This window comes from Pseudomonas canadensis (assembly GCF_000503215.1).
In the GTDB taxonomy this organism is placed as follows: Bacteria; Pseudomonadota; Gammaproteobacteria; order Pseudomonadales; family Pseudomonadaceae; genus Aquipseudomonas; species Aquipseudomonas canadensis.
The window spans coordinates 1059403-1082919 of record NZ_AYTD01000013.1 but is presented as its reverse complement, the minus strand read 5'-3'; the positions used below and the strand labels follow the sequence as shown (position 1 = coordinate 1082919).

Below are 23517 nucleotides of genomic sequence, written 5' to 3'. Positions count from 1 at the left end.
TCGGTAGTCAGTTCGGCAACTAACGCCCGCTGTTTATTGCTGTCTTTTAGCGGATTGATGGCGCCCAGTTTGACGTACGGTTTGCCTGTGGAATGAATCAATACCTTGAAGTCCAGCCGATGCTGGTCAGCGCAGGGTGTTCGATGAGCTGCATGGCGAGTTGTACAACGCCGATTACTGGAAAGGGCTGCAATTCGCGCCGGTAAGGTGATCGATGTGTTTCCGTACCGGCGCAAGGAGCGCGATCACTGCTCATGAACTTGATTTACGGATTGATCAATCTTCAGAAAATACCGAATTGGCTTTTGGTCGACTTCACGCCGATATTTTCCAAGTAATCCTGGGCGGGCCTCATATTCTCCTTTGTGGGTCGGTAGTGGCCCGAGGTATTGGATAAGTGAGTTCTCCCGGTCATGGTTTGCTTTAAGTAGCCGGCACTGACGATGTTATTCGACTGCCCGGCACCGACGCCCAGTTCGGCGGTGGCGGGGTGGGATATCATTTTTGGCGCTACGTTTTTACTGATGTTGGCGATCGCCATCTGTCCGTCTCCCGTCACGATAAACTTGGTAACCGTATTCGGTGTCTTCGCGATGTTCAGATCCTCTGGCTTTTTTACGGGTGTCACCGTTGCCGTGGAGTTTCGGGGGTTTGTAGCCGCTCCCGCCAGATGCAGCTCAGCGCCCAAGTCTCTCGCCTTCGTATTGGGTAGCTTTGGATAGCTCTTGGAGGCATAGGAAGGTCCAGAGGGGTTTGAGGTCCAGGAACCGTTTGCCGGATCGGATACAGGTGCAATGTCCTGGTATTTGTTGGCGTAACTATGCAGGTTTTGGATGGATGCGTTGTAGTAGCGGCTGGCGTCAATGGGCATAAGAATTCCTCGGGCGTTAGAGGCGATATCAATCAGGTTTTTGCCGCTGAGTTACAGGCCGCTCATGAAATTCATGCCTCGTACTGCCTGAGTGGCCGTGTGGAAATTCGAGATTCGATTGGCCGTCAAATTAGTGGGCGGTGTCGAGGCGGTCTGCGGGGCTGCTTTGGACGACGGCTTTTCTGTGTAGGCGGGCGGGAACTCATATTTGGGCGGTGGTTGCGACGCTGCCGAGCGCGGTTGGGCCAGCAGGGATGCAGAGTAGCTGGGTAGATAAGGTTGGCTATTTGTCGAATCGATAGGCATAAAAGCTCCGGTTTCATAAGCGATACAGTGATCTGCCAGAGGTTTCTGGCGGGTTGATTTGATCCTGTGTACGGCACTCAAACCATCGGATTTGCACTGTGAAATGGTCGGATGAGCGACTTTCTCGTGTAAGAAATATGTTGATTAGGCGGCGTTATGCGGCCGGTCACTGACTGAGCGTCTCCAGGAATGTCGAAATCTGCGACAATCGCTCCTCTTTTCTACGTCCACAGTTATGCAGGCGTGCCCTGCCTCACCCAGAAGACCTTTGCCACCCTGATGACCGACCAAGCACCCACCATCGACCAACTGCTCAAAACCCTCGATCACGCCATGCTCGCCGACCGCCACCGCTTGCGGCGGCAACTGCTTGAGCTGCGCAAGAAGCCCGACGAGGAAAAGTTGGCGCAATGGGTTGCGCGCATGCAGGCTTCCTGCGCCCAAGTCACGGCGCGGCGTGCCAGCCTGCCGGTGATCCGTTATGACGACAGCCTGCCGATTGCGGCCAAGCGTGATGAGATCAAAGCCGCGCTGAACAAGCACCAGGTGCTGATCATTGCCGGTGAGACCGGTTCGGGTAAGACCACCCAGTTGCCGAAGATCTGCCTGGAAATCGGTCGTGGCCAGTTCGGCCTGATCGGTCATACCCAGCCACGCCGGATCGCGGCCCGCAGCGTCGCCAGCCGGGTCGCCGAAGAGTTGGCCACGCCGTTGGGCGCGTTGGTGGGCTATCAGGTGCGTTTTGAAGACCAGAGCGATTCCAACACCCTGATCAAACTGATGACCGACGGTATCCTGCTGGCGGAAACCCAGAACGATCGCTATCTGGAACGCTACGACACGATCATCGTCGACGAAGCCCACGAACGCAGCCTGAACATCGACTTCCTGCTGGGCTACCTGAAAACCCTGCTGCCGCGCCGTCCGGACCTGAAGGTCATCATCACCTCGGCGACCATCGACCTGGAGCGTTTTTCCAAGCATTTCGACGATGCGCCGATCGTCGAAGTCTCGGGTCGTACCTTCCCGGTGGACACCTGGTATCGCCCGCTGACCCTGGAACAGGATGAAGAGGGCAACCGCGTCGAGGACGACTTGACTGTTGACCAGGCGATCCTCGCCACCCTCGATGAAATTGCTGCTTATGAACGCAGCGAGCGACGCAGTCCTGGTGACGTATTGGTGTTCCTGCCCGGAGAGCGCGAGATTCGCGACGCCGCCGACATGCTGCGCAAGGCCCAGCTCAAGCACACCGAAATCCTGCCGCTGTACGCGCGCCTGTCGCCGGCTGAACAGCAGCGCATTTTCCAGTCCCACCCGGGGCGGCGCGTGGTGTTGGCGACCAACGTCGCGGAAACCTCGCTGACCGTGCCGGGCATTCGTTATGTGATCGACAGCGGCACCGCACGCATCAGCCGCTACAGCTACCGCGCCAAAGTGCAGCGCCTGCCGATCGAGGCGATCTCCCAGGCCAGCGCCAACCAGCGTAAGGGCCGTTGCGGCCGGGTCGAGCCGGGCATCTGCATCCGCTTGTACAGCGAAGAAGATTTTATCGGGCGTCCGGAATTTACCGACCCCGAGATCCTGCGCACCAACCTCGCCGCCGTGATCTTGCAGATGCTGCACCTGCGCCTCGGCGAGATCACCGATTTCCCGTTTATCGAGCCGCCGGACGGCAAGGCTATCAGCGACGGTTTCAACTTGCTGCAAGAGCTGTCGGCGGTGGACCGCAACAGTCAGCTCACGCCATTGGGCCGTCAGTTGGCGCGCCTGCCGGTGGACCCGCGCATGGGCCGCATGCTGCTGGAAGCCGCCAAGCTTGGCAGCTTGCAGGAAGTGCTGATCGTCGCCAGTGCCATGTCGATCCAGGATCCGCGCGAGCGTCCGCCGGAACGTCAGCAGGCTGCTGACCAAGCCCACGCGCAGTGGAAAGACCCGGATTCGGATTTCGCCGGCCTGGTCAATCTGTGGCGCGGTTTCGAAGAGCAGCGCCAGGAACTGACGGCCAGCCCGTTGCGCAATTGGTGTCGCAAGAACTTCCTCAACTACCTGCGCCTGCGCGAGTGGCGTGATTCCCATCGCCAGCTGAGCCTGATCTGCCGCGACATGCAGTTGACGGTCAACAAAGAGCCGGCGGACTTCCCAAAACTGCACAAGGCGGTGTTGTCCGGCCTGCTCAGCCAGATCGGCCAGAAGACCGAAGACGGCGATTACCTCGGCGCACGCCAGCGGCGGTTCTGGATCCACCCGTCCTCGGGCATCGGCAAGAAGCGTCCGCAATGGCTGATGACCGCCGAACTGGTGGAAACCACCAAGCTGTATGCGCGCATGGTCGCCAAGATCGACGCCGACTGGATCGAGCCGCTGGCTGGGCACTTGATCAAGAAAAACCACTTCGAGCCCCACTGGGAGAAGAAGCGCGGCCAGGTCGTGGCCTTTGAACAGATCACCCTGTTCGGGCTGATTGTGGTCGGACGCCGGCCGGTGCATTACGGGCCGATCGACCCGGTGGTGTCGCGCGAGTTGTTTATCCGCGAAGGCCTGGTGCGTGGCGAGATCCAGTCGCGGGCCAAGTGCCTTACCGCCAACCAGCAACTGCTGGAACAACTCGACGAACTGGAGGCCAAGGCGCGTCGTCGCGACATCCTGGCCGATGAAGAAACCCTGTTCGCCTTCTACGATGCGCGGTTGCCGGCGGAGATCCACCAGACCGCGACCTTCGACAGCTGGTACAAGGTCAACAGCCAGAAAGACCCGCAACTGCTGATCATGCGCGAAGAAGACGTGCTGGCCCGCGAAGCCAGTGAAGTCACCGCCGCGCATTACCCGGACACCCTGCACCTGGGCGACCTGGAACTGGCCTTGAGTTACCACTTCGAACCCAACCACCCGCGTGACGGCGTGACCCTGCGCGTTCCGGCGCCACTGCTGCCGGCGTTGCCGCCAGAGCGTCTGGAATGGCTGGTGCCGGGGGTGATCGAAGCCAAATGCATCGCCCTGGTGCGCAACCTGCCCAAGGCGCTGCGTAAGAATTTTGTGCCGGTGCCGGACTTCGTCAAAGCCGCGCTGCAACGCATCGAATTCGGCCAGGGCTCTTTGCCCCAGGCATTGGGCCGTGAGTTATTGCGCATGACAGGTGCGCGTGTCAGCGATGAAGCCTGGGCCGAAGCCGCGCAGCAGGTCGAAAGCCATCTGAAGATGAACCTGGAAGTAGTCGACGGCCAGGGCAAGTTCCTCGGCGAAGGCCGCGACCTGGCCGAACTGACCGCACGTTTTGCCGAGGCGAGCCAGGCCGCCCTGGCCGTGCCGCAAACCGCGAAAAGCCAACAACCGGTGGAAGCCAAGGTGTTTGCGGCGGTGGCGGAGAAGACCCAACAGAAGATCGCCGGTCTGTCGATGACGGTGTATCCAGCGTTGGTGGAAGAAAGCGGCACGGTCAAGGAAGGGCGTTTCTCCACGGCCGCCGAGGCGGAGTTCCAGCATCGCCGCGCCTTGCAGCGTTTGCTGATGCAACAACTGGCGGAACCGGCGAAATTCCTGCGCGGCAAATTGCCGGGCCTGACCGAGTTGGGCCTGATGTACCGCGAACTGGGGCGTATCGATGCGCTGGTGGAAGACATCCTGCTGGCCAGCCTCGACACCTGCGTGCTCGAAGGCGAAACCAGCCTGCCGCGTGATGGTGCTGGTCTGGCCGCTTTGGCCGAGCGCAAGCGCGGCAGTTGGACCGAGCACGCCGAGCGCTTGGCGCGCTTGACCCTGGATGTGTTGAAGCTGTGGCACGGCCTGCAAAAACGCTTCAAAGGCAAGATTGACCTCGCCCAGGCCGTGGCCCTGAACGACATCAAGCAGCAGCTGAGCAATTTGGTGTATCCCGGTTTCGTGCGGGAAACCCCGGCGCAGTGGTTCAAGGAGCTGCCGCGTTACCTCAAGGCCATCGAGTTACGCCTGGAAAAACTGCCGAGCCAGGTGCAAAAGGATCGGGTGTGGAGCGGCGAGCTGGCAGGCTTGTGGACGCAGTACGAGAATCGCCTGAAAAAACATGCCCAGGAAGGCAAGCGCGACCCCCAGCTAGAACTTTACCGCTGGTGGTTGGAGGAATACCGGGTGTCGTTGTTTGCCCAGCAACTGGGCACTAAAGTGCCGATTTCCGACAAGCGCTTGAGCAAGCAATGGAGCCAGGTAGAGCCCTGACCCCCGTAGATCCTCTGGGGTGAGCGAGCTTGTTGTGGTGAGCGGGCTTGCCCCGCGTTGGGCTGCGAAGCGGCCTCTCTTACAGGCAATCAAGATATTGCTGAAACACCACAGGGCCTGGAATGGGGTCGCTTCGCGCCCCAGCGCGAGCAAGCTCGCTCACCACAGGGTTGTGTGTAAGCCTCTGATAAGGGTGTTTATCTGGCATATGGCGCCAAATCCCGGGGTTTGTGGCAAACTTCGCGCCTATAAATGCCGGGATCGTCGTGTAGGGATGCGACGCGAAGGAATAAAGCGATGCCAGTTTGGTGTCCGCGGTGCGGAATCGGACTACTTACAGTTTGGTACGACGGTACCAATATCTTCTGCCTGACAGATTTAGAGGAACGACCGTGCATAACGTCGTCATCAGCGGCACTGGCCTGTACACCCCGGCCAACAGCATCTCCAACGAAGAGCTGGTGCAGTCTTTCAATGCCTACGTGCATCAGTTCAACAGCGACAACGCCGCCGCCATCGAGCGCGGTGATGTGCAGCCGCTGACCGAATCCAGCGCAGCCTTCATCGAAAAGGCCTCCGGCATCAAGAGCCGCTTCGTGATGGACAAGGACGGCATTCTCGACCCGCAGCGCATGGCCCCGCGCCTGCCCGAGCGCAGCAACGACGAATGGTCTGTGCTCTGCCAGATGGCCGTCGGCGCTGCCGAACAAGCCTTGCAACGCGCCGGCAAAACCGCCGCCGATATCGACGGTGTTATCGTCGCTTGCTCCAACCTGCAGCGTGCCTACCCGGCCATCGCCATTGAAGTGCAGGAAGCCCTGGGTATCGAAGGTTTTGGTTTTGACATGAACGTGGCGTGTTCCTCGGCTACCTTCGGCATCCAGAACGCGGCCAACAGCATCCAGTTGGGCCAGGCGCGGGCGATTTTGATGGTCAACCCGGAAGTCTGCACCGGCCACCTGAATTTCCGCGACCGTGACAGCCACTTCATCTTTGGTGATGCGGCCACTGCCGTGGTGCTGGAGCGCGCCGACCTAGCGACTTCCGAGCACCAGTTCGACGTGGTGAGCACCAAGCTGCTGACCAAGTTCTCCAACAACATCCGCAACAACTTCGGCTTCCTCAACCGCACGGCGGAAGAAGGCATCGGCGCGCCCGACAAGCTGTTCGTACAGGAAGGCCGCAAGGTATTCCGTGATGTGTGCCCGATGGTGGCCGAGCTGATCGGCGTGCATTTGCAAGAAAACCAGTTGAACGTAGCCGATGTGAAGCGCTTCTGGCTGCACCAGGCCAACTTGAGCATGAACCACCTGATCGTGAAGAAACTACTGGGTCGCGAAGCCTCGGTGGAAGAAGCGCCGGTGATCCTCGATACTTACGCCAATACCAGTTCGGCGGGCTCGGTGATTGCGTTCCACACGTATCAGGATGATTTGCCCAAGGGTTCCGTGGCGGTGCTCAGCTCGTTTGGTGCGGGTTATTCGATCGGCAGCGTGATTTTGCGCAAACGCTGATCTGCCTCGTTCCCTGTAGGAGCCGGCTTGCCGGCGATGATATCCCTGCGGTGTAAATGACGCACCGTGGCGCCTGCATCGCAGGCAAGCCAGCTCCCACAGGGATCGGGTTTCCAGAGTGAAATCGAGGTAAACGATGGCAGCAGCGGACGACACGCACCTGCTTGAACGCCTGCTCAAGGGTGAGCAGCGGGCCTACAAGGAATTGGTCACCACCTACCAAAGCGCCATGCGGGCGGTGGCCTATGCCATCGTCGGCCAGCGTCACGCCGACGAAGTCGTGCAAGACGCGTGGCTGTCGGTGGTGCGCAACCTGGCCAGGTTCGAAGGGCGTTCCAGCCTCAAGACCTGGCTGCTGACCATCACCGCCAACGCCGCCAAGGGGCGCTACAAGCAGAATCGTCGCGAAGTGTTGCTCGACGATCTGCCTTCGCCCCATGGCACCATTGGCGATGACCGTTTCTCCCCGGATGATGGCCACTGGGCTGTCGCCCCCTACGCCTGGCATCAGGACACCCCGGAAGCCTTGCTGACCGAGGATGAGCTGCGCAAGTGCCTGGAGCATACGTTGCTGAGTTTGTCTGAATTGCAAAGCAGCGTGCTGGTGCTACGTGAACGCCAGGGGCTGGAGTTGGAAGAGATCTGTAATCTTCTGACGCTGTCGCTCTCCAATGTCCGTGTGCTATTGCATCGAGCACGGCTTAAAGTCTTCGCCACGGTGGAGCATTTTGAGGAAACGGGCGAATGTTGACCTGTAAAGAACAAGTGGCACGTTCCAGTGACTATCTCGATGGGCAACTGACTTTTCGCGAGCGTCTGCTGGTGCGTCATCACCTGATGTTCTGCCCGAACTGTCGCCGGTTTATCCGCCAGATGCGCCTGATGCAGGCGACGCTGAAGATAATGCCGGATGAGCCGGTAGAGGGTGTGGAGGCCTTGGCGCAGCGCTTGGCTGAAGAACGACTCAAGGATCACAAAGGCGGGGATTAAGCAGGCTCACGTGGATGGATCGGACGGATGATGGGGACCGCTCCACCCACGCAAGACTGTTACAGCCACCCCGGGCCGTCCTGGCCCGAGGCTTTCAACACTGACTATTAGAACTTGGCTTCTGCGTCCAACTGCAGGGTGTTGGTGTTGGCGTCACGCTGGGTGCGGCTGGCGTAGTCGGCCTTGGTCAGGAAGTACGTGGCACCGAGGGCGAAGTTCTTGTCGATGTCGTAGCTGACCTTCATCTTGTGACCGCGCGAACCGGTGGTGCCGTTGGCGAAGTCCGAGTCGGTGAAGGCACCCACCACGGCATTACGCTGAATGTCGCGGTAGTTGTAGTCCAGGTTGAAGCCGAACACTTTCGACTTGGCGCCGATCAGCCAGGCGGTGTCCTGGTCGGTCACGGCGTCGTTGTTTTTCACGTACTGGCCGTAGAACGCCAGCGGTACAGCCAGGCCGCCGATGTCGGCTTGGGCAAAGCCTTCATACAGGCGGAACTGATTGTCGGCCGAGTTGCCGTTGACCGCCAGTGCGCAAGGCGTGGTGGTGGTTGTGCAACGGCTGTCCTTGTCATTCTGGTAGGCGTAGACGCTGCCGCCCAGGGTCATTTTCAGGTTGTCGGTGACCGAGAAGCGTGTGCCCAACTGGCCAGAGGTCAGGCGCAGGTCGTGACGGAACTGCACGCCGTCGCCGTCGACGTTGTCCTTGAGGTTGTAGTTGCCGAGGCTGCCGAACAGTTCGGCGCTGCTGCCCAGCGGGTATTTGTAGGTCAGGGCCAGGCCTTCAGGGTTGATGTCGCTATCCCAGATGACGTCGCCCATGTTCACCCACGGTTGCAGCATCTTGCCGCCGATCACGTGCAGGTTCTTGATCTGGTCCGGGTGGTAGTCGATGTAGCCAAGGTCCAGCCAGATCGACTTCTTGTCGAAATAGTTGTCCTGGTCCTGGTTGGTCGAGCGCGCATCGTCGCTGCTACCGGTGGCAATGCGGATACCGGTGTCGACTTGCGAGTTGATCTCGGTGTAGGCGCCCAGGCGGGCACGGATGCGCTGACGGTCTTTGTCGCGGCCGCCGTTGTTGGATTCGCCCTGGATTTTCACGGTTTCCTGACGGAAACGTACGTCACCCTTGAACTGAGTCTTGGCCGCCCAGGCCAGCTTCTGGTCGAAGCTGCTCAGCTCGTTGGTTTTCTTCGCGGTGGCCGCGATCTGTTCGTTGGTCTCTTGTTGAGCTTGCCGTGCGATCTGCTGTTCTTTCTGGTCTTTGGCCAATTCGCTTTGCAGTTCAGTGTACTGCGCCGCGGTGATCTGGCCGTTGGCCTTGAGCATGTCGAGCAATTTAGCGTCGACTGCAGCGCTGGCCGGAACGCTCAGGGCCAGTAACAGGCCGCCGCACAGGACCGCCGCAGTTTTAGTGGAAGCAAGACGCATATCAATCTCCGAAGGTGAGGAGGGATGGCAAACCATCCAGGACACAACCGACCGATGACGGACGGAAAAATAGCCGCCGGGTAGAACCAGGCGCTCTAAAAACAGGCGTCAGTATCACGATCGTTTATGACGGAGCAGTGGCGAAGTGATGTCATCTAGATGACAAATTTTTCACGTTCGGAACTATTGGTTTAGAGCCTTGTCGCGCGAAACGGGGGTGTGCCAAGGCCGGCAATCAGCGATACTCGCCAGGCTTTCACGCCCCAAACCAGTGAGGATGCCGATGCCGTTGCAACGCCTGGACAGCCTGTCCGAGATCGCCCCGCAAGCCTGGGATGCGCTGGTGCCACAGGCCCAGCCGTTCGTACGGCACGCCTTCCTGAGCGCATTGGAAGACAGCGCCAGCCTGGGCCCGCAATCGGGCTGGCAGCCGGAGCATTTGCTGCATTGGGAAGGTGATCGGCTGGTGGCGGCACTGCCCAGTTATCGCAAGTGGCATTCCTACGGCGAGTACGTGTTTGATCACGGCTGGGCGGATGCTTGCGAGCGGGCTGGCATTGAGTACTACCCTAAGCTGCTGACTGCCGTGCCGTTCAGCCCCGTCAGCGGGCCACGCCTGTTAGCGGCGAGTGCAGAGGAGGGGGTCGAACTGCTGAAAAGCCTGCCGGGTTACCTGGAAATCGAAGGGCTCTCCAGTGCCCACATCAACTTCACTGACGAACTGGCCGATATGGCACTGGCCCAACAACCGGGCTGGCTGCAGCGCCTGGGTTGTCAGTTTCACTGGCAGAACCGGGGTTATCGCGACTTCCAGGATTTCCTTGATGCCTTGAGTTCACGCAAGCGCAAACAGATGCGCAAAGAGCGCGAACAAGTGGCAGGGCAGGGCATCGACTTCGAGTGGCTGCAAGGCCATGAACTGAGCGAGGCCCAGTGGGATTTCGTCTACGCCTGCTACGCCAACACCTACGCGGTGCGCCGCCAATCACCCTACCTGACCCGCGCGTTCTTCAGCCTGCTGGCCGAGCGCATGCCCGAAGCGATTCGCGTGGTCCTGGCCAAACAAGGCACCCGCCCGGTGGCCATGGCCTTCAGCCTGATCGGCGGCGACAGCTTCTACGGTCGCTACTGGGGCTGTCTGGCGGAGTTCGACCGCCTGCATTTCGAAACCTGTTTCTACCAAGGCATGGACTACGCCATCGCCCACGGCCTGCAACGCTTCGACGCGGGGGCACAGGGCGAGCACAAATTGATTCGCGGGTTTGAACCGGTGATCACGCGGTCCTGGCACTACTTGCGCCATCCGGGATTGAAGAACGCCGTGGAAGATTTCCTCGCGCGCGAGCGGGTGGGGATCGTGGCGTATGCTGAGGAGGCGAGGGCAGCCCTGCCTTATCGGCAGGTGTAACGCTCGGGTCCCCTGTAGGAGCGAGCTTGCTCGCGAAAAACCTGAGAGCGCCGCGTAAAACCAGATGCGCTGCGTCATCGTTGATGGTTTTCGCGAGCAAGCTCGCTCCTACAAAGGGGTTAGGCAGGCTCCTCCTTGCCCAGCCATCGATAGGTAGCCCCACCGATCCCCGCGCCAAGGATCGGCGCGAGCCAGAACATCCACAACTGCTGGATCGCCCACCCGCCGACGATCAATGCCGGGCCCGTACTGCGGGCCGGGTTGACTGACGTGTTGGTGACGGGGATGGAGATCAGGTGGATGAGTGTCAGCGCCAGGCCGATGGCGATAGGCGCAAGGCCCGCTGGGGCACGGCGGTCGGTGGCGCCGAGGATAATCACCACGAACATGGCGGTCATTACCAGCTCACTCACAAACCCCGCCGCCATCGAATAGCCGCCGGGTGAATGCGCGCCATAACCGTTGGACGCCAGGCCCGACGCCAGTTCGAACCCCGGTTTGCCGCTGGCAATGAAATACAGCAACGCAGCGGCGATCGTACCGCCGACCACCTGCGCCACGATGTACGCCGGCAGTTCCCTGGCCGGAAACCGTCCGCCCACAACCAGCCCAACCGACACTGCCGGGTTGAGGTGACAGCCGCTGATATGCCCGATGGCGAACGCCATGGTCAGCACCGTGAGCCCGAATGCCAGGGACACGCCCAACAATCCAATCCCGACTGCAGGGAACGCTGCGGCAAGCACCGCACTCCCACAACCGCCCAACACCAACCAAAATGTACCTAGCCCCTCTGTGATTGAACGCTTGAACAAAGACATGCCGCCCGTCCTTGATAGATCGCTCTACCGGATCCGTAAATCAGTGATGCTCCCTGCAGATTTACTTCAGCGCCCTTCTGGGCACTGCACTGATTACAGCAGGGTTGCAGCAAAAGTGTAGGAGCGAGGGGTTAGTCGATACCGACAAAACCTCCAGTCTGGTGCTGCCACAACCGCGCATACAGCCCGCCATGGGCCAGCAACTCGGCGTGGCTGCCGCTCTCGGCAATCTGGCCTTTCTCCAGCACCACCAAGCGGTCCATCCGTGCAATGGTCGACAACCGGTGCGCGATCGCAATCACCGTCTTGCCCTGCATCAGGGTTTCCAGGCTCTCCTGGATGGCCGCTTCCACTTCCGAATCCAGCGCGGAGGTGGCTTCGTCCATGATCAGGATCGGCGCGTCCTTGAGCAGCACGCGGGCGATAGCGATGCGTTGACGCTGCCCGCCGGAGAGCTTCACCCCGCGCTCACCGACATGCGCATCCAGCCCGGTACGGCCTTCGGAATCCGACAGCAACGGGATGAACTCATCGGCACGCGCCTTGTGCACGGCGGCCCAGAGTTCTTCATCGGTGGCATCCGGCTTGCCGTACAGCAGGTTGTCGCGGATGGAGCGGTGCAGCAGCGAAGTGTCCTGGGTGATCATGCCGATCTGTTCGCGCAAGGATTCCTGGGCGACGTCGGCGATGTTCTGACCATCGATCAGGATGCGTCCGCCTTGCAGGTCGTACAGGCGCAGCAGCAGGTTGACCAACGTCGACTTACCGGCACCCGACGGCCCGATCAGGCCGATCTTTTCACCGGCCTTGATCTCAAGGTTCAGGCCGCCAATGATTCCGCTCTTCTTGCCGTAGTGGAAATCCACCTGTTCTAAACGCACTTCGCCCCGAGGTACGCTCAAGCGCGGGGCATTCTCGCGGTCGATCACGGCGAGTGGCTGGGCGATGGTCTTCAGACCGTCCTGCACCTGGCCGATGTTCTCGAAAATGCCGTTGACCACCCACATGATCCAGCCGGACATGTTGACGATACGGATCACCAAACCCGTGGCCAGGGCAATTGCGCCCACCGAGATCAGCGACTGCGTCCACAGCCACAACGCCAGGCCGGTGGTTGTGACGATCAGCAGGCCGTTCATGGTGGTGATCACGATGTCCATGCTGGTGACGACGCGGCTAGCCAACTGGGTTTTTTCGGTTTGTTCGATGATCGCTTCCTTGGCGTATTCCTGCTCATAGCGGGTATGGGCGAACAGCTTCAAGGTGGTGATGTTGGTGTAGCCGTCGACGATGCGGCCCATCAACTTGGAGCGCGCTTCGGAGGAAATCACCGAGCGCTCCTTCACCCGTGGCACGAAGAAGCGCAGCGCCAGGCTGTAGCAAATGATCCAGGTCACCAGCGGGATCATCAGGCGCCAATCAGCTTCGGCAAACAGCACCAGGGAACTGATGGCGTAGATCGCCACGTGCCAGATCGCATCCACTGCCGCCACGGCAGAGTCGCGCAAGGAGTTGCCGGTTTGCATGATGCGCTGGGCAATACGCCCGGCGAAGTCGTTCTGGAAGAAATTCAGGCTCTGCTTGAGCACGTAACTGTGGTTTTGCCAGCGGATCAGGCTGGTCATGCCGGGGCTGATGGTCTGGTGTACCAGCAAGTCATGCAGGGCGCCGAAGATCGGGCGCAGCAGTAGGGCGACCACGGCCATCCAGATCAGCTCGGTGCTATGCAACTGGAAGAAGTTGGCCGGCGGCGTGCCTTGGGCCAGGTCGATGATGCGGCTCAGGTAGCTGAACAGCGCCACTTCGATCAGCGCCCCGATCAGGCCCACCACCAGCAAGGCGGCGAAATGCGGCCACACTTGGCGCAGGTAGTAGAGGTAGAAGGGCAGGACGTTGTCGGGTGGGGCTTCGCTGGGGGCGTCGCGGAAAATATCGATCAGTTGTTCAAAACGACGATAGAGCATTAGGTATGACGCCCGCGGGGCGGGCTCTCCTTTCAAATGCGCGCGCGGCCTTGTGGGCTGCGCGCGGAGCTACCTGCTGACCTCAGTCGATGCGCTTGGCCGACTTGATCACAACAGGATCGATTGGCACGTTCTGCATGCCCTGCTTGGTGGTGGTCTGCGAGTTGACGATCACATCAACCACGTCCATGCCCTTGACCACTTTGGCGAATACGGCGTAACCGGCATCGCGGCCCGGGTCGAGGAAGGCATTGTCAGCGACGTTGATGAAGAATTGGCTGGTGGCCGAATTCGGGTCATTGGTGCGCGCCATCGACAGGGTGCCACGCACGTTATGCAGGCCGTTGCTGGCTTCGTTCTTGATCGGTGCTTCGGTCGGCTTCTGCGACATCTGTGCGGTAAACCCGCCGCCCTGGACCATGAAGCCTGGGATCACGCGGTGGAAAATCGTGTTGGTGTAGAAGCCCTTGTCGACATAGGCCAGGAAGTTTTTGGTGCTGATCGGCGCCTTGACCGGGTCCAGTTCGATCTCGATGTCGCCGTTGGTGGTGGTGATCAATACGTGGGGCGCCTTGGCGGGCTCGGCGGCCATCAGGTTGGCGGCGAACAGAACGGAACCGGCAAAGAAGGCGATTTTTTTCAACATGGGTCAGTGATCCTGGGTAGTGGTTTCGACTGTCTTTAGAAAATCGAGCAGGGTTGCGTTAAAGACTTCGGGTTGATCCAAGGGCGTGGCATGGCGGGAATCCTCGATCACCACCAGTCGCGCATCGGGCAGCAGTTTTACATAGTTTTCTTTCTGCGCCACGGGGGTGTAGTCGTGGTCGGCGCTGATGACCAGGGTTGGACAGGTGATTCTGGAAAGTCGTTCCTGCACGCCCCAGCCCACAATGGCATCGAAGCTGGCGAGATAAGCACGTTTGTCGTTTTTTGCCCAGCGTTCAGCCATCTTGCGGCGCAGGTCGGTTTGCTCCGGTTTGGGAAACAAACGGTCGCCCAGCGCCTTGCCGATAGTGGCCAGGCTGAGCACGCGCGCCAGGCTCCAACGTTTGGCCCATTGCCAGTAATCATCGGCACTGCGCACCTTCACCTCCGGCGCGCTGTTGACTATGCAGAGGCTCTTGACCTGTGCGGGTTCGTCCACTGCCAGTTGGAAGGCGATCATGCCGCCCATGGACAGGCCGACCACATGGGCGGGTGGCAGGTCCAAGTGTTCGATCAGCGCCAGCAGATCAAAGGTGAAGCCCTGGATGCTGTAGCGTTCGCGCGGTTTGTCCGAGCGCCCGTGGCCGCGAACATCCACCACGATCAGTCGGTAATGCCTGGCCAGCACCGGAATCTGCAGCTCCCAATCCTGGCTGCTGGAGCCCAGGCCGTGGATCAGGATCAGCGGCGTGCCGTGGCCGTATTCCTCGTAGTGCAGGCTGCATCCTTCGTGGTCGAACCAGGCCATGCGTGAACTCCGTTTCAGGCTTGCTGTGGGGCGGCGAAAGGCGCGTCCAACGGGGCGGTGTCAAAGGTGCGCAGCAGTTCCACGAGGATCTGCGTTGCCGGGCCCAAGGGTTTGTCTTTATTGGAATACAGAAAAAACGTGGGGTGACGGCTGCCGCCCTGTTCCAGGGGGAGTTGCTTGAGCACGCCTTCGGCGAGTTCGCGTTCGATCATGTGTCGGGGCAGCCACGCAAAGCCCAGGCCACTGCCCACAAACGCGGCGGCGGTAGCCAGGCTGCCGACGGTCCAGCGCTGTTCGGCGCCGAGCCAGCCCACATCCCGTGGTTGCTGGCGGCCGGAATCGCGGATCACCACCTGCATCTGGCTTTCCAGATCCTGGAAGCTCAACTCGCGATTCATGCGGTGCAAGGTATGCTCGGGGTGCGCCACGGCGACGAATTCCACATCGCTCATTTCTGTGCCCAAGTAACCTGGGATGCTGAAACCGCAAATCGCCAGGTCGGCCACGCCTTCCATCAGCAACTCTTCAACACCCGACAGCACTTCTTCACGCAGGCGCACACGGCAACCGCGGCTCTGCGGCATGAATGCGGTGAGCGCGCGTACCAGGCGAGCGTTTGGATAGGCCGCGTCCACCACCAGCCGCACCTCGGCTTCCCAGCCTTGTTCCATATGGTGGGCGAGGTCTTCCAACTGGCTGGCGTTTTTCACCAGTTGCCGGGAGCGGCGTAACAGCACTTCACCGGCGTCGGTGAGCACGGCCTTGCGCCCGTCAATGCGCAGCAGCGGCACGCCGAGCTGGTCTTGCATGCGGGCCACGGTGTAGCTCACCGAGGACTGCGAACGGTGCAGCGCTTCGGCCGCCTGGGCGAAGCCGCCATGGTCGACCACGGCTTGCAGCGTGCGCCATTGATCGAGGGTAACGCGGGGCGCTTTCAAGATGGGTTCCTCTTGTCCTAAGCTGACAGTCCTTATTGGAGACTGCCGAATGAGAAAATTCTGTTGTGTGTTGCTGGCGCTGCTGCCGCTGAGCGCGTTTGCGTACCCCATCGACGTGACGAAAAAGATCGACGGCGTCAGCATTGATTACACCGCCTCCGATGTGGACGGTGATATCAGCTCGATCCAGCTCAATAACTACGGCACCAACGATGCCGTTTGCTCGGTAATCTTCACCAACGGCCCGGAATCGCCGCGTCGCCGCACGGTCACGGTGCCAGCAGGCAAAAGCACCAACACCACGGTCAAGTTCAACCGCGCCATTATCAAGATGCGGATCGCCCTGGCTTGCGCACCGAAGTAACCCAGCAGCGGAGCACGCTCCGCTTATAAACAAATTTATAGATGGGTTATAGCAGTTTTTTGCGCTTTTTAATCGAATTGGCTCTGTTTAATCTCTACTCCATCGCCTTACAGCAATTTCCGATGGAGCCTACAAAGCCATGTCCAATGTTCTGATCATCGAAAGCAGCGCCCGCCAGCAGGATTCGATTTCCCGCCAACTGACCCAGCAGTTCATCAGTCAGTGGCAGGCCGTTCACCCGGCCGATCAGATCACCGTGCGCGATGTGGCCCTCAACCCGGTTCCGCACCTGGACGCCAACCTCCTCGGCGGCTGGATGAAACCTGCGGATCAACGCAACGACAGCGAGCAGGCGTCCCTGGACCGCTCCGACGAATTGACCAATGAGTTGTTGGCTGCCGACGTTCTGGTGATGGCCGCGCCGATGTACAACTTCGCCATCCCCAGCACTCTCAAAGCCTGGCTGGATCACGTGTTGCGGGCCGGTGTGACCTTCAAGTACACCGCCACCGGGCCACAGGGCCTGCTGACTGGCAAACGCGCCATCGTGCTCACCGCTCGCGGCGGCATTCACACCGGGGCCAGTTCCGATCACCAGGAACCCTATCTGCGTCAGGTCATGGCTTTTATCGGGATTCACGACGTGACCTTCATTCACGCCGAAGGGGTGAACCTTAGTGGTGACTTCCAGGAGAAGGGCATCAACCACGCCAAGGCCCTGTTGGCCCAGGTCGCCTGATCCGTTAATCGCCAGATAATCCCGCGATGTTTATCTAGCCCCACGCAAGCCCTTCAAGTACGCGTAACAGACCTCCCTTTGCACTTTTGCTCCTGAGTGCTCCTGCCCGACTGCCGCTTTAGCGAGGTCGGGTTTTTTTTGCGCCGAGTTTCTTCAACCGTCGAAAACCTTTAATGTCCCGCCCATTCGAAACGAGGCGCGCATGGGCTACTTACTGGTTGTCACCCTGATTCAGGCATTTTCCTTCAGCTTGATCGGCGAATACCTCGCCGGTCACGTCGACAGCTATTTCGCCGTGCTGGTGCGCGTGTTGCTGGCCGGCTTGGTATTCATCCCGCTGACCCGCTGGCGCTCGGTGGAACCGGGCTTCATGCGCGGCTTGCTGGTGATCGGCGCGTTGCAGTTCGGCGTGACCTATGTGTGCCTGTACCTGAGCTTTCGCGTGCTCACTGTGCCCGAAGTGTTGCTGTTCACCATCCTCACGCCGTTGCACGTGACCCTTATCGAGGATGCACTCAATCGTCGCTTCAACCCCTGGGCGCTGATTGCCGCGCTGGTGGCGGTGGCGGGTGCGGCGGTGATCCGCTTCGACCAGATCACTCCGCACTTCCTGGGAGGCTTCCTGCTGCTGCAATTGGCCAACTTCACCTATGCCGCCGGACAGGTGATGTACAAGCACCTGGTCAAACGCTACCCAAGCGACTTGCCGCATTACCGCCGCTTTGGTTTCTTCTACGTAGGGGCATTGCTGGTGGTGCTGCCGGCGTTCCTGCTGTTCGGCAAGGCCAATTTCTTGCCCGATGCGCCACTGCAATGGGGCGTATTGGTGTTCCTCGGGCTGGTGAGCACCGCGCTAGGCATGTACTGGTGGAACAAGGGTGCTTGCCTGGTGCAGGGCGGCACGCTGGCAGTGATGAATAACCTGCATGTGCCAGTGGGGTTGCTGCTGAACTTGCTGATCTGGAACCAGCATGAGCCGCTGGGGCGGTTGGCGTTGGGCGGGTTGGTGATTCTGGGGGCGGTGTGGATCGGTCGGTTGGGTGTGCGCAAACAGCCGATCCTGCGCTGAACCATCTGTGGGAGCGAGCAAGCCCGCTCCCACTTAACCCCGTTCCCATACATAGTGGTGTGGCGGCGTCAGGCAGATTTGTTGTCCAGAGTCGGCAAATGACTAGCCCCCAACACCGCCGGCAACACCCCCGCACGCAAGTCATTGCCACTCGGCTGCTGATACAGGCTCAAGCCAAACTCCGGCAGTACCGCCAGCAGGTAATCAAAAATATCCCCCTGGATACGCTCGTAATCCGCCCACGCCGTGGTGCGGGTAAAGCAGTAGATCTCCAGCGGTACGCCCTGGGCGGTGGTTTGCATCTGGCGCACCATGCAGGTCATGTTCGGCTGGATGTCCGGGTGGCTTTTCAGGTAGGCCAGGGCGTAGGCGCGGAAGGTGCCGAGGTTGGTCATGCGGCGGCGGTTGGCCGAGAGTTGTGCGCTGTGGCCCTGGGCTTCGTTCCAGGCCTTGAGCTCGGCCTGCTTGCGCCCGATGTAGTCGGTGAGCAAGTGCACCTGGGTCATGCGCAGTTCTTCGTCGTCGCGCAGGAAGCGCACGCCGCTGGCGTCGATGAACAGGCTGCGCTTGATACGGCGCCCGCCGGAGGCCTGCATGCCACGCCAGTTCTTGAACGACTCCGACATCAGGCGCCAGGTGGGGATGGAGACGATGGTCTTGTCGAAAGAGGGTAGTAGTGACCCATCTGGACAAATGGACACCTCAACCCCAGTGAATCCGCGCCTTCAGCCTTTCTGCACCGAGTCCATAAATTTCAGCTAGAAATGGACACCGCCAGTGGGGCAGGCGATGTAGATCGTGACGCTCTGGACTAAGCACCATCGAATCTAGGGCTCCTTCCTCTCTACAAAGGACTGAGCCCAACCTCTGTAGCCACCCATATGCAGTCCGGCTATCCTCTTCTGACCCCAACGCCAAGGACTATGCAATGTTGCTCGGGCAAAACCTTCTGAAGCAGACCAAAGACGACTTCCTCACTGATCTTGCGACCCTGGCGAAGGCCCGAAGCACGCTGATCTTTATCGACACCAACATCATCGCCTACCTGTTCAAGCTGCATGCTGCTGCACGGCAGGAGTTTTTTGATTGGGCGGCGAAGGCGATCGGCGAGGGGAGGTTTTTTCTCCCCGCCTGGTGCGCTACGGAGTATCTGTCACGACTAAAAGAGAATCAGCTTCATACCTACACGCCAAAAAGCAAGGACGACCAGCCGAGAAATCAGCTTGAGGCGATGCTGGAAACTGCTTCGCTTTTTGTCGACAGAGATGTTCTGGCTGCTTCAGGTTTCCCAGGTACGCGGACTGATTTCTTGGCTGGGTTTCGTCAAGCAATCGACGGCCTGAAACAGTACACGCGGGCCTTCAAACACCAGTTCGATTTCGACAAGATCCATGCTGAGATCGAGGATATCTTCGGCCCAGTCGTGCTGGAATCGCCAGTAGCCACGCTATGCGAACGCGCTAACAAAGAAGGCCCTTCGCGGATCGAACACCGTTTGCCGCCGGGCTTCAAGGACGATGGAAAGCCTGAAAACCGGTTCGGTGATTTAATCATTTGGCTTGAGATACTTGGTTACAGCGAGGCGCGTGAGAACGACTTCACCCACGTGCTGTTTTTGACAAACGATGAGAAGTCGGACTGGGTATATGCGCCGTCTAAGCGACTTGATTCTGTGCGAGGGACTGTAAAGCCGGTGCCGAATAAAGCCCCTGTTCTAAAAATCATCGACCCGCGCTTGGTTTCTGAATTTAAGCAAGCAGTTGGGCATGAGCATGTTTCAATTTGTACCTTATTCAGCTTGGTCGAGGGGCTGTCGAAGACCGATCCATTGACTGTAGGGCAGTTGGCTGCAGCGATCCAGATCGAGCTAGTCGCGAGTGACGATTCTGCTTCCGAATCAATTGCTGAAGGCGTCGACGCTACTAATGTCGAATTTGAGGCAGAGGTGGAGGGGGGCGCAGAAGCTGCTGACGACCCTGTCGAAGCCGAGGTAGTCCCAGAACAGCCGGGCCAGCCAGATCCTGCTCCTCAAAATCAGCCCTTGCCACTGGAGGAGGTCAACCCTGGTGAGGCTATCGCGCTTGCGATCGAAGTTCAGGGGTATCGTGACGCTGACTACCATTCAGACGGCCCCGATGCGCTCAACGGCATAATCAGCAAGCTGCGGTCGCACAACTGGTACGAACAGAATCCCGCAATTCTTAAGATCGGTACCATTCTTCACGAGGACTATCCGGCAACGTCGTGGTTTGTTTTAGGGAGAAATATCTATCAGGCTGCATGCGGCAACGCTCAGAAAGCCATGGACTTCATGCTAAACCTTGACTTGCGGCTTAAGAAATTCCCCGATCCAGTTTCGAAATATGTCTTGGCAGGCATCGTTTATGAGATCTACTTCAATGGACAGGGGGAGTTGCGTGAAACGCCCAAGGCGGGGGAGCTCGCTAGACCGTTAGCCCTCGTTGCCAAGGATGACTACGCGGATGTGAGAGCCTTTATCCGCACCAAGCTTGACGCTGCCCACGCAAACCTCTTTTTCTCGCCTGGGGATCAACGGCGTTGTCTTGTCGAGGTGCGCTCAGAGCGCGTAGATGGGCAAGACGCTGAAGATGATGAAAAGCGGATGCTGACCTCGATTACCTTGGATGGTCAGGAGATTTTGGTGGCTGCGGAGCCAGGAGCTGATGACAGGTTTGTTCGGTATCGAATGTCTTATCGGGCAAAAGATATCGTTGACGACATTGCTATCAGATTGTCGATCCCGCATTGGGCGCTGGGGTTGGAGCTTGACCCCGTTGTCAAAGCCGATACCCGTTTCTACATTCCGGATAATCGCTGGCTTAATCCTGGTGTGATGCTTGAAGCTCCGCACGCTGACTGAGCATTTTCCAGCACCGGCTGACCGTTCACGCCATCAGCAGCGGATAGCGAACCGCAGCGATGGCGCTTTGAGTGTTTCTGGTCAGGAGCGCTCTGGGCAGCCCCGCACTTAGCGGAGCCCCTTCACATAGGTTTTTGCCACCCGGATGTCACGTAACGGAACCTCGGTTCCTGAACTTTGGGGCCACCGGGATCTTCGCCATCGATTCTGAAAGACTTGGCCATCAGATCTCGTACTCCCCCCAGGCGCTCCATTGAGGTGAGCTCCTTGGTTATGTCCTTCACGACGGTTGTGAAGGCTTTGGTCGACTCTGATTTCATGAACTCAGGTGTCGAGAGAGCGAAATCGCGGTCAGGTAGTGAAACCCCGAATAGGCTGGTGACTGAGCTTGCCGTTTTAATGAGAAAGCTGCCCTGAACGCCCTGAGTAGACCGTACACCGTAGCTACGCCTAAGGTCGCCGCAAATCTTATCTACGTCGTCCATGAGCTTCGTAATGCGCTTGTTGCCGCTCGCAATACCCTGCTCGTCGAAAGCAATACGAATTGCTTTGAGCGTTTCACGCATGGTCACGAAATGGCCTTCGTTGCGTAGCTGCCTGGCAGCCTCAATGGCATTGGAGACGCTACCGGTAGATTGAGTCAGCCACGCCGAGAACAGGGGCAGATCCAATGCGACAGTCTGGGTTGCTCCGTGCGATTGAATTTCTGAAATGCTCGTTCTTGTCTTGTCCGCGAGGTTGGCCAGGAGGCGGGCGGTGAAATCATGGCCAAAGGCGCCGACTTTCTTCATCCAGTGCACCTGATAAGCGTGCCTGATGGGGTGGATGAACGAATCAGCCTTCAGGTGTTTGGCTGCAGTCGAGTAGTAAATAGATTTGTAGGCAAGCCAATTTAGGGAAGCGACGAACATCTCCAACTGCCTAGTGGGGCCACCATAGTCGCCCCGGCTACTTTCTGAGAACTCTGACTTGCTGAACACGTGACCATCCGAGCTTACAAGCTTGACGTCCTTCGACCAGCGCCCGCGCGTTTCGCCTGCATCACTCAACTCTGCGAAGATAGCCGCACTTAAAGCGCTGTACTTGCTGTAATCGTCAGATCCACGGTAGCCCAGCATCCTCATGGTCAGGTAATACACGCTGGAGGCCTGATCCCAAGTGCAGACCATGTTCATTTTCAGTTGCTCCAAAAGGGCACTGAAGTCCTCGTCCACGAACTCGCCCCCGCGAATTTCGGGACGGATTGATGCTGCTTCTTTTTGTGCGACCGCGTCCACGCCCTCAAGCCCAAACTCGGAGGGCGACAAGAAGCGGACGTAAGGAAATTGCTGCTTCCGACTGTCTCTGTGCTCAGCTTTGTAGTTGTCTATGCAAAGGAGGTCATCGTAGAAGAGATTGCCTTGCAGGAAATTCTCTAAAGCGCACAGGTCCCCGTTGATCGTATCGCTGGTCTTAACCGCAACCGCGCCGGTGGCGCGCTGGACGGCTGTTAGTGTGGCGTTGTCTATCAATGCGTAGGTCACGGATTCACTGTCCATCCTTGTATGGCTGAGACTATAGCGATTTGGAGCGGATGGTGGCTACTTGCCAATTTTGCATTGGTCGCGATTGGCTAAGGGATGTGTCATGGGTACGGTGCAATCCAAGAGGCCAGTGGGGGAGATGCTTGAAGCTCCTCGACCGGTCTTTGGGTTGACAAGGATGAGCAGAGCGTGCTGTAGCACTGACAGCTTTAATAGAGCCAGAAAGCCAGCGTCGCTGTCTCAAGCGTCAAAAAATCTTCAGATGACGATGAAGGCTAGGCAATGTACGGTATGGCAGCGCCTCGTTTATAGGATTGGTATGGGCCTGGGCCCCCCCCTTAAATGGACGCCAAGAAGCGACAGAAACGATTGAGGTCGATGTAGAAGCGATCCAGGGCTAAACCGTGGAGGCAGTCATTATGGCGAACGATGATCAAGGCGGCTCGGAGCTTTCCGAGAGCGAAGAGCAGGCTAAACAACCTAAAGGTACGGCTAACCTACTGAATAACTATTCCGATTTCGCTGCAATTAAGGATGAATACGACGACGATGTTGCGGCGGGCCTGTTGAGCAAGTCGCTGGAGCGGCAGGGTGTGGAAGCGACCAAGGACGGCGTCAAAACCTGGTTTGAGGTTTCTGATGCAATGGTCAAGAAAGACGTTAGTGTGGGTCAAGAATACCAAGATGCTAAAGCGAAGACGGACGCCGTGGTGGATAAGCATTTCTCTGTGATGACACGACCAGAGAGCGAACCGGAGACAAGTCAGGAGCCTGAGCACCTGTCAGGGGCTGAAAGGGGCCATGGCAGCGAGGATGAAGATTTCGATGACGATGATCTGGCGATCGAGGGTCAAGCTCCAGAGCTCGACGATTTACAGGACATCTTTGGTTGCGATAGCCGGGAAGAGGCAGAGGAGCAGGCGGCGGACTATGTGTATAAGCTCAATGACCTCTGATCAGTGAGCTGAGAAATTGGGCTGATGCAGGTTGGGGCAGTGCAAACCGTTGCTCCTTGCCTGCGCACGGTGTTGCAAAGCACAGCCCGAAGTCCCTAA

At 58.9% G+C, this 23517-nt stretch carries 18 protein-coding genes and 2 pseudogenes; 11 read left to right on the top strand and 9 right to left on the bottom strand.

The window, feature by feature from the left end:
• Positions 1-115: 115 nt before the first annotated feature.
• Positions 116-258 (top strand): annotated as a pseudogene (locus U367_RS1000000132715) (hypothetical protein); the annotation flags it as partial.
• Positions 259-283: 25 nt separating this feature from the next.
• Here the strand turns inward: U367_RS1000000132715 and U367_RS0113845 are convergent.
• Positions 284-871 (bottom strand): hypothetical protein, encoded by a 588-nt coding sequence (locus tag U367_RS0113845; protein ID WP_028617437.1) that lies wholly within the window; start codon positions 869-871, stop codon positions 284-286.
• 585 nt (positions 872-1456) lie between these two features.
• On the opposite strand from U367_RS0113845, the gene hrpA reads away from it, so the two are divergent.
• The 4 genes from hrpA to U367_RS0113825 all read left to right on the top strand — a co-directional run bounded on the left by hrpA (position 1457) and on the right by U367_RS0113825 (position 7872).
• Positions 1457-5368: an ATP-dependent RNA helicase HrpA gene (gene hrpA / locus U367_RS0113840; protein WP_028617436.1), complete on the top strand. Its 3912-nt coding sequence runs from the start codon at positions 1457-1459 to the stop codon at positions 5366-5368.
• A gap of 392 nt (positions 5369-5760) precedes the next feature.
• Positions 5761-6882 (top strand): beta-ketoacyl-ACP synthase III, encoded by a 1122-nt coding sequence (locus tag U367_RS0113835; RefSeq protein ID WP_028617435.1) that lies wholly within the window; start codon positions 5761-5763, stop codon positions 6880-6882.
• A 136-nt stretch (positions 6883-7018) separates the two neighbouring features.
• The gene (locus tag U367_RS0113830) at positions 7019-7633 is read left to right on the top strand and encodes an RNA polymerase sigma factor (protein ID WP_028617434.1); all 615 of its coding nucleotides are present in this window, start codon (positions 7019-7021) and stop codon (positions 7631-7633) included.
• A complete protein-coding gene (locus U367_RS0113825) occupies positions 7627-7872 on the top strand; it encodes an anti-sigma factor family protein (protein ID WP_028617433.1) in 246 nt (81 codons plus the stop codon). Before U367_RS0113830 ends, U367_RS0113825 begins: the two co-directional genes overlap by 7 nt.
• Positions 7873-7979: 107 nt before the next feature.
• On the opposite strand, the gene U367_RS0113820 is transcribed toward U367_RS0113825, so the two are convergent.
• Positions 7980-9302 (bottom strand): putative porin, encoded by a 1323-nt coding sequence (locus tag U367_RS0113820; protein WP_028617432.1) that lies wholly within the window; start codon positions 9300-9302, stop codon positions 7980-7982.
• Between the two features lie 283 nt (positions 9303-9585).
• On the opposite strand from U367_RS0113820, the gene U367_RS0113815 reads away from it, so the two are divergent.
• Complete coding sequence (locus U367_RS0113815; RefSeq protein WP_028617431.1) at positions 9586-10710, top strand: GNAT family N-acetyltransferase; 1125 nt, start codon at positions 9586-9588, stop codon at positions 10708-10710.
• A 119-nt stretch (positions 10711-10829) separates the two neighbouring features.
• Here the strand turns inward: U367_RS0113815 and aqpZ are convergent, their stop codons facing one another.
• The 5 genes from aqpZ to U367_RS0113790 all read right to left on the bottom strand — a co-directional run bounded on the left by aqpZ (position 10830) and on the right by U367_RS0113790 (position 15886).
• Complete coding sequence (gene aqpZ / locus U367_RS0113810; RefSeq protein WP_028617430.1) at positions 10830-11531, bottom strand: aquaporin Z; 702 nt, start codon at positions 11529-11531, stop codon at positions 10830-10832.
• Between the two features lie 131 nt (positions 11532-11662).
• A complete protein-coding gene (locus U367_RS0113805) occupies positions 11663-13495 on the bottom strand; it encodes an ABC transporter ATP-binding protein (RefSeq protein ID WP_028617429.1) in 1833 nt (610 codons plus the stop codon).
• A gap of 82 nt (positions 13496-13577) precedes the next feature.
• On the bottom strand, positions 13578-14141 hold the full coding sequence (locus U367_RS0113800) for a peptidylprolyl isomerase A (protein WP_016979352.1): 564 nt from the start codon (positions 14139-14141) through the stop codon (positions 13578-13580).
• 3 nt (positions 14142-14144) lie between these two features.
• Positions 14145-14948 carry an alpha/beta fold hydrolase gene (locus U367_RS0113795; RefSeq protein ID WP_028617428.1) on the bottom strand — a complete coding sequence of 268 codons (804 nt, stop codon included), beginning with the start codon at positions 14946-14948 and terminating at the stop codon, positions 14145-14147.
• Between the two features lie 14 nt (positions 14949-14962).
• Positions 14963-15886, bottom strand: coding sequence for a LysR family transcriptional regulator (locus U367_RS0113790; protein ID WP_028617427.1), 924 nt, complete (start codon positions 15884-15886; stop codon positions 14963-14965).
• A gap of 49 nt (positions 15887-15935) precedes the next feature.
• Here U367_RS0113790 and U367_RS0113785 point away from each other — a divergent pair, with 49 nt between their 5' ends.
• The 3 genes from U367_RS0113785 to U367_RS0113775 all read left to right on the top strand — a co-directional run bounded on the left by U367_RS0113785 (position 15936) and on the right by U367_RS0113775 (position 18058).
• Entirely contained in the window at positions 15936-16250 is a 315-nt protein-coding gene (locus U367_RS0113785) for a hypothetical protein (protein WP_028617426.1), read from the top strand.
• 139 nt (positions 16251-16389) lie between these two features.
• Complete coding sequence (locus tag U367_RS0113780; RefSeq protein ID WP_028617425.1) at positions 16390-16989, top strand: FMN-dependent NADH-azoreductase; 600 nt, start codon at positions 16390-16392, stop codon at positions 16987-16989.
• A gap of 202 nt (positions 16990-17191) precedes the next feature.
• Positions 17192-18058 carry a carboxylate/amino acid/amine transporter gene (locus tag U367_RS0113775; protein WP_028617424.1) on the top strand — a complete coding sequence of 289 codons (867 nt, stop codon included), beginning with the start codon at positions 17192-17194 and terminating at the stop codon, positions 18056-18058.
• A 68-nt stretch (positions 18059-18126) separates the two neighbouring features.
• Here U367_RS0113775 and U367_RS01000000130130 read toward each other — a convergent pair.
• Positions 18127-18726: pseudogene (locus U367_RS01000000130130) on the bottom strand (mechanosensitive ion channel family protein); the annotation flags it as partial.
• Positions 18727-18986: 260 nt separating this feature from the next.
• Between U367_RS01000000130130 and U367_RS0113765 the strand changes: the two are divergent.
• Complete coding sequence (locus tag U367_RS0113765; protein ID WP_028617423.1) at positions 18987-20939, top strand: PIN-like domain-containing protein; 1953 nt, start codon at positions 18987-18989, stop codon at positions 20937-20939.
• A gap of 122 nt (positions 20940-21061) precedes the next feature.
• On the opposite strand, the gene U367_RS0113760 is transcribed toward U367_RS0113765, so the two are convergent.
• Positions 21062-22462: a hypothetical protein gene (locus tag U367_RS0113760; protein ID WP_028617422.1), complete on the bottom strand. Its 1401-nt coding sequence runs from the start codon at positions 22460-22462 to the stop codon at positions 21062-21064.
• A gap of 419 nt (positions 22463-22881) precedes the next feature.
• Between U367_RS0113760 and U367_RS0113755 the strand changes: the two genes are divergently transcribed.
• Positions 22882-23418 carry a hypothetical protein gene (locus tag U367_RS0113755; RefSeq protein WP_028617421.1) on the top strand — a complete coding sequence of 179 codons (537 nt, stop codon included), beginning with the start codon at positions 22882-22884 and terminating at the stop codon, positions 23416-23418.
• Positions 23419-23517 lie beyond the last annotated feature (99 nt).

Coding starts and splice junctions, on each gene's coding strand:
- U367_RS0113765 (WP_028617423.1), top strand. CDS start 18,987: ATGTTGCTCGGGCAAAACCTTCTGAAGCAGACCAAAGACGACTTCCTC.
- aqpZ (WP_028617430.1), bottom strand. CDS start 11,531: ATGTCTTTGTTCAAGCGTTCAATCACAGAGGGGCTAGGTACATTTTGG.
- U367_RS0113755 (WP_028617421.1), top strand. CDS start 22,882: ATGGCGAACGATGATCAAGGCGGCTCGGAGCTTTCCGAGAGCGAAGAG.
- U367_RS0113825 (WP_028617433.1), top strand. CDS start 7,627: ATGTTGACCTGTAAAGAACAAGTGGCACGTTCCAGTGACTATCTCGAT.
- U367_RS0113820 (WP_028617432.1), bottom strand. CDS start 9,302: ATGCGTCTTGCTTCCACTAAAACTGCGGCGGTCCTGTGCGGCGGCCTG.
- U367_RS0113845 (WP_028617437.1), bottom strand. CDS start 871: ATGCCCATTGACGCCAGCCGCTACTACAACGCATCCATCCAAAACCTG.
- U367_RS0113805 (WP_028617429.1), bottom strand. CDS start 13,495: ATGCTCTATCGTCGTTTTGAACAACTGATCGATATTTTCCGCGACGCC.
- U367_RS0113775 (WP_028617424.1), top strand. CDS start 17,192: ATGGGCTACTTACTGGTTGTCACCCTGATTCAGGCATTTTCCTTCAGC.
- U367_RS0113795 (WP_028617428.1), bottom strand. CDS start 14,948: ATGGCCTGGTTCGACCACGAAGGATGCAGCCTGCACTACGAGGAATAC.
- hrpA (WP_028617436.1), top strand. CDS start 1,457: ATGACCGACCAAGCACCCACCATCGACCAACTGCTCAAAACCCTCGAT.
- U367_RS0113815 (WP_028617431.1), top strand. CDS start 9,586: ATGCCGTTGCAACGCCTGGACAGCCTGTCCGAGATCGCCCCGCAAGCC.
- U367_RS0113780 (WP_028617425.1), top strand. CDS start 16,390: ATGTCCAATGTTCTGATCATCGAAAGCAGCGCCCGCCAGCAGGATTCG.
- U367_RS0113800 (WP_016979352.1), bottom strand. CDS start 14,141: ATGTTGAAAAAAATCGCCTTCTTTGCCGGTTCCGTTCTGTTCGCCGCC.
- U367_RS0113785 (WP_028617426.1), top strand. CDS start 15,936: ATGAGAAAATTCTGTTGTGTGTTGCTGGCGCTGCTGCCGCTGAGCGCG.
- U367_RS0113830 (WP_028617434.1), top strand. CDS start 7,019: ATGGCAGCAGCGGACGACACGCACCTGCTTGAACGCCTGCTCAAGGGT.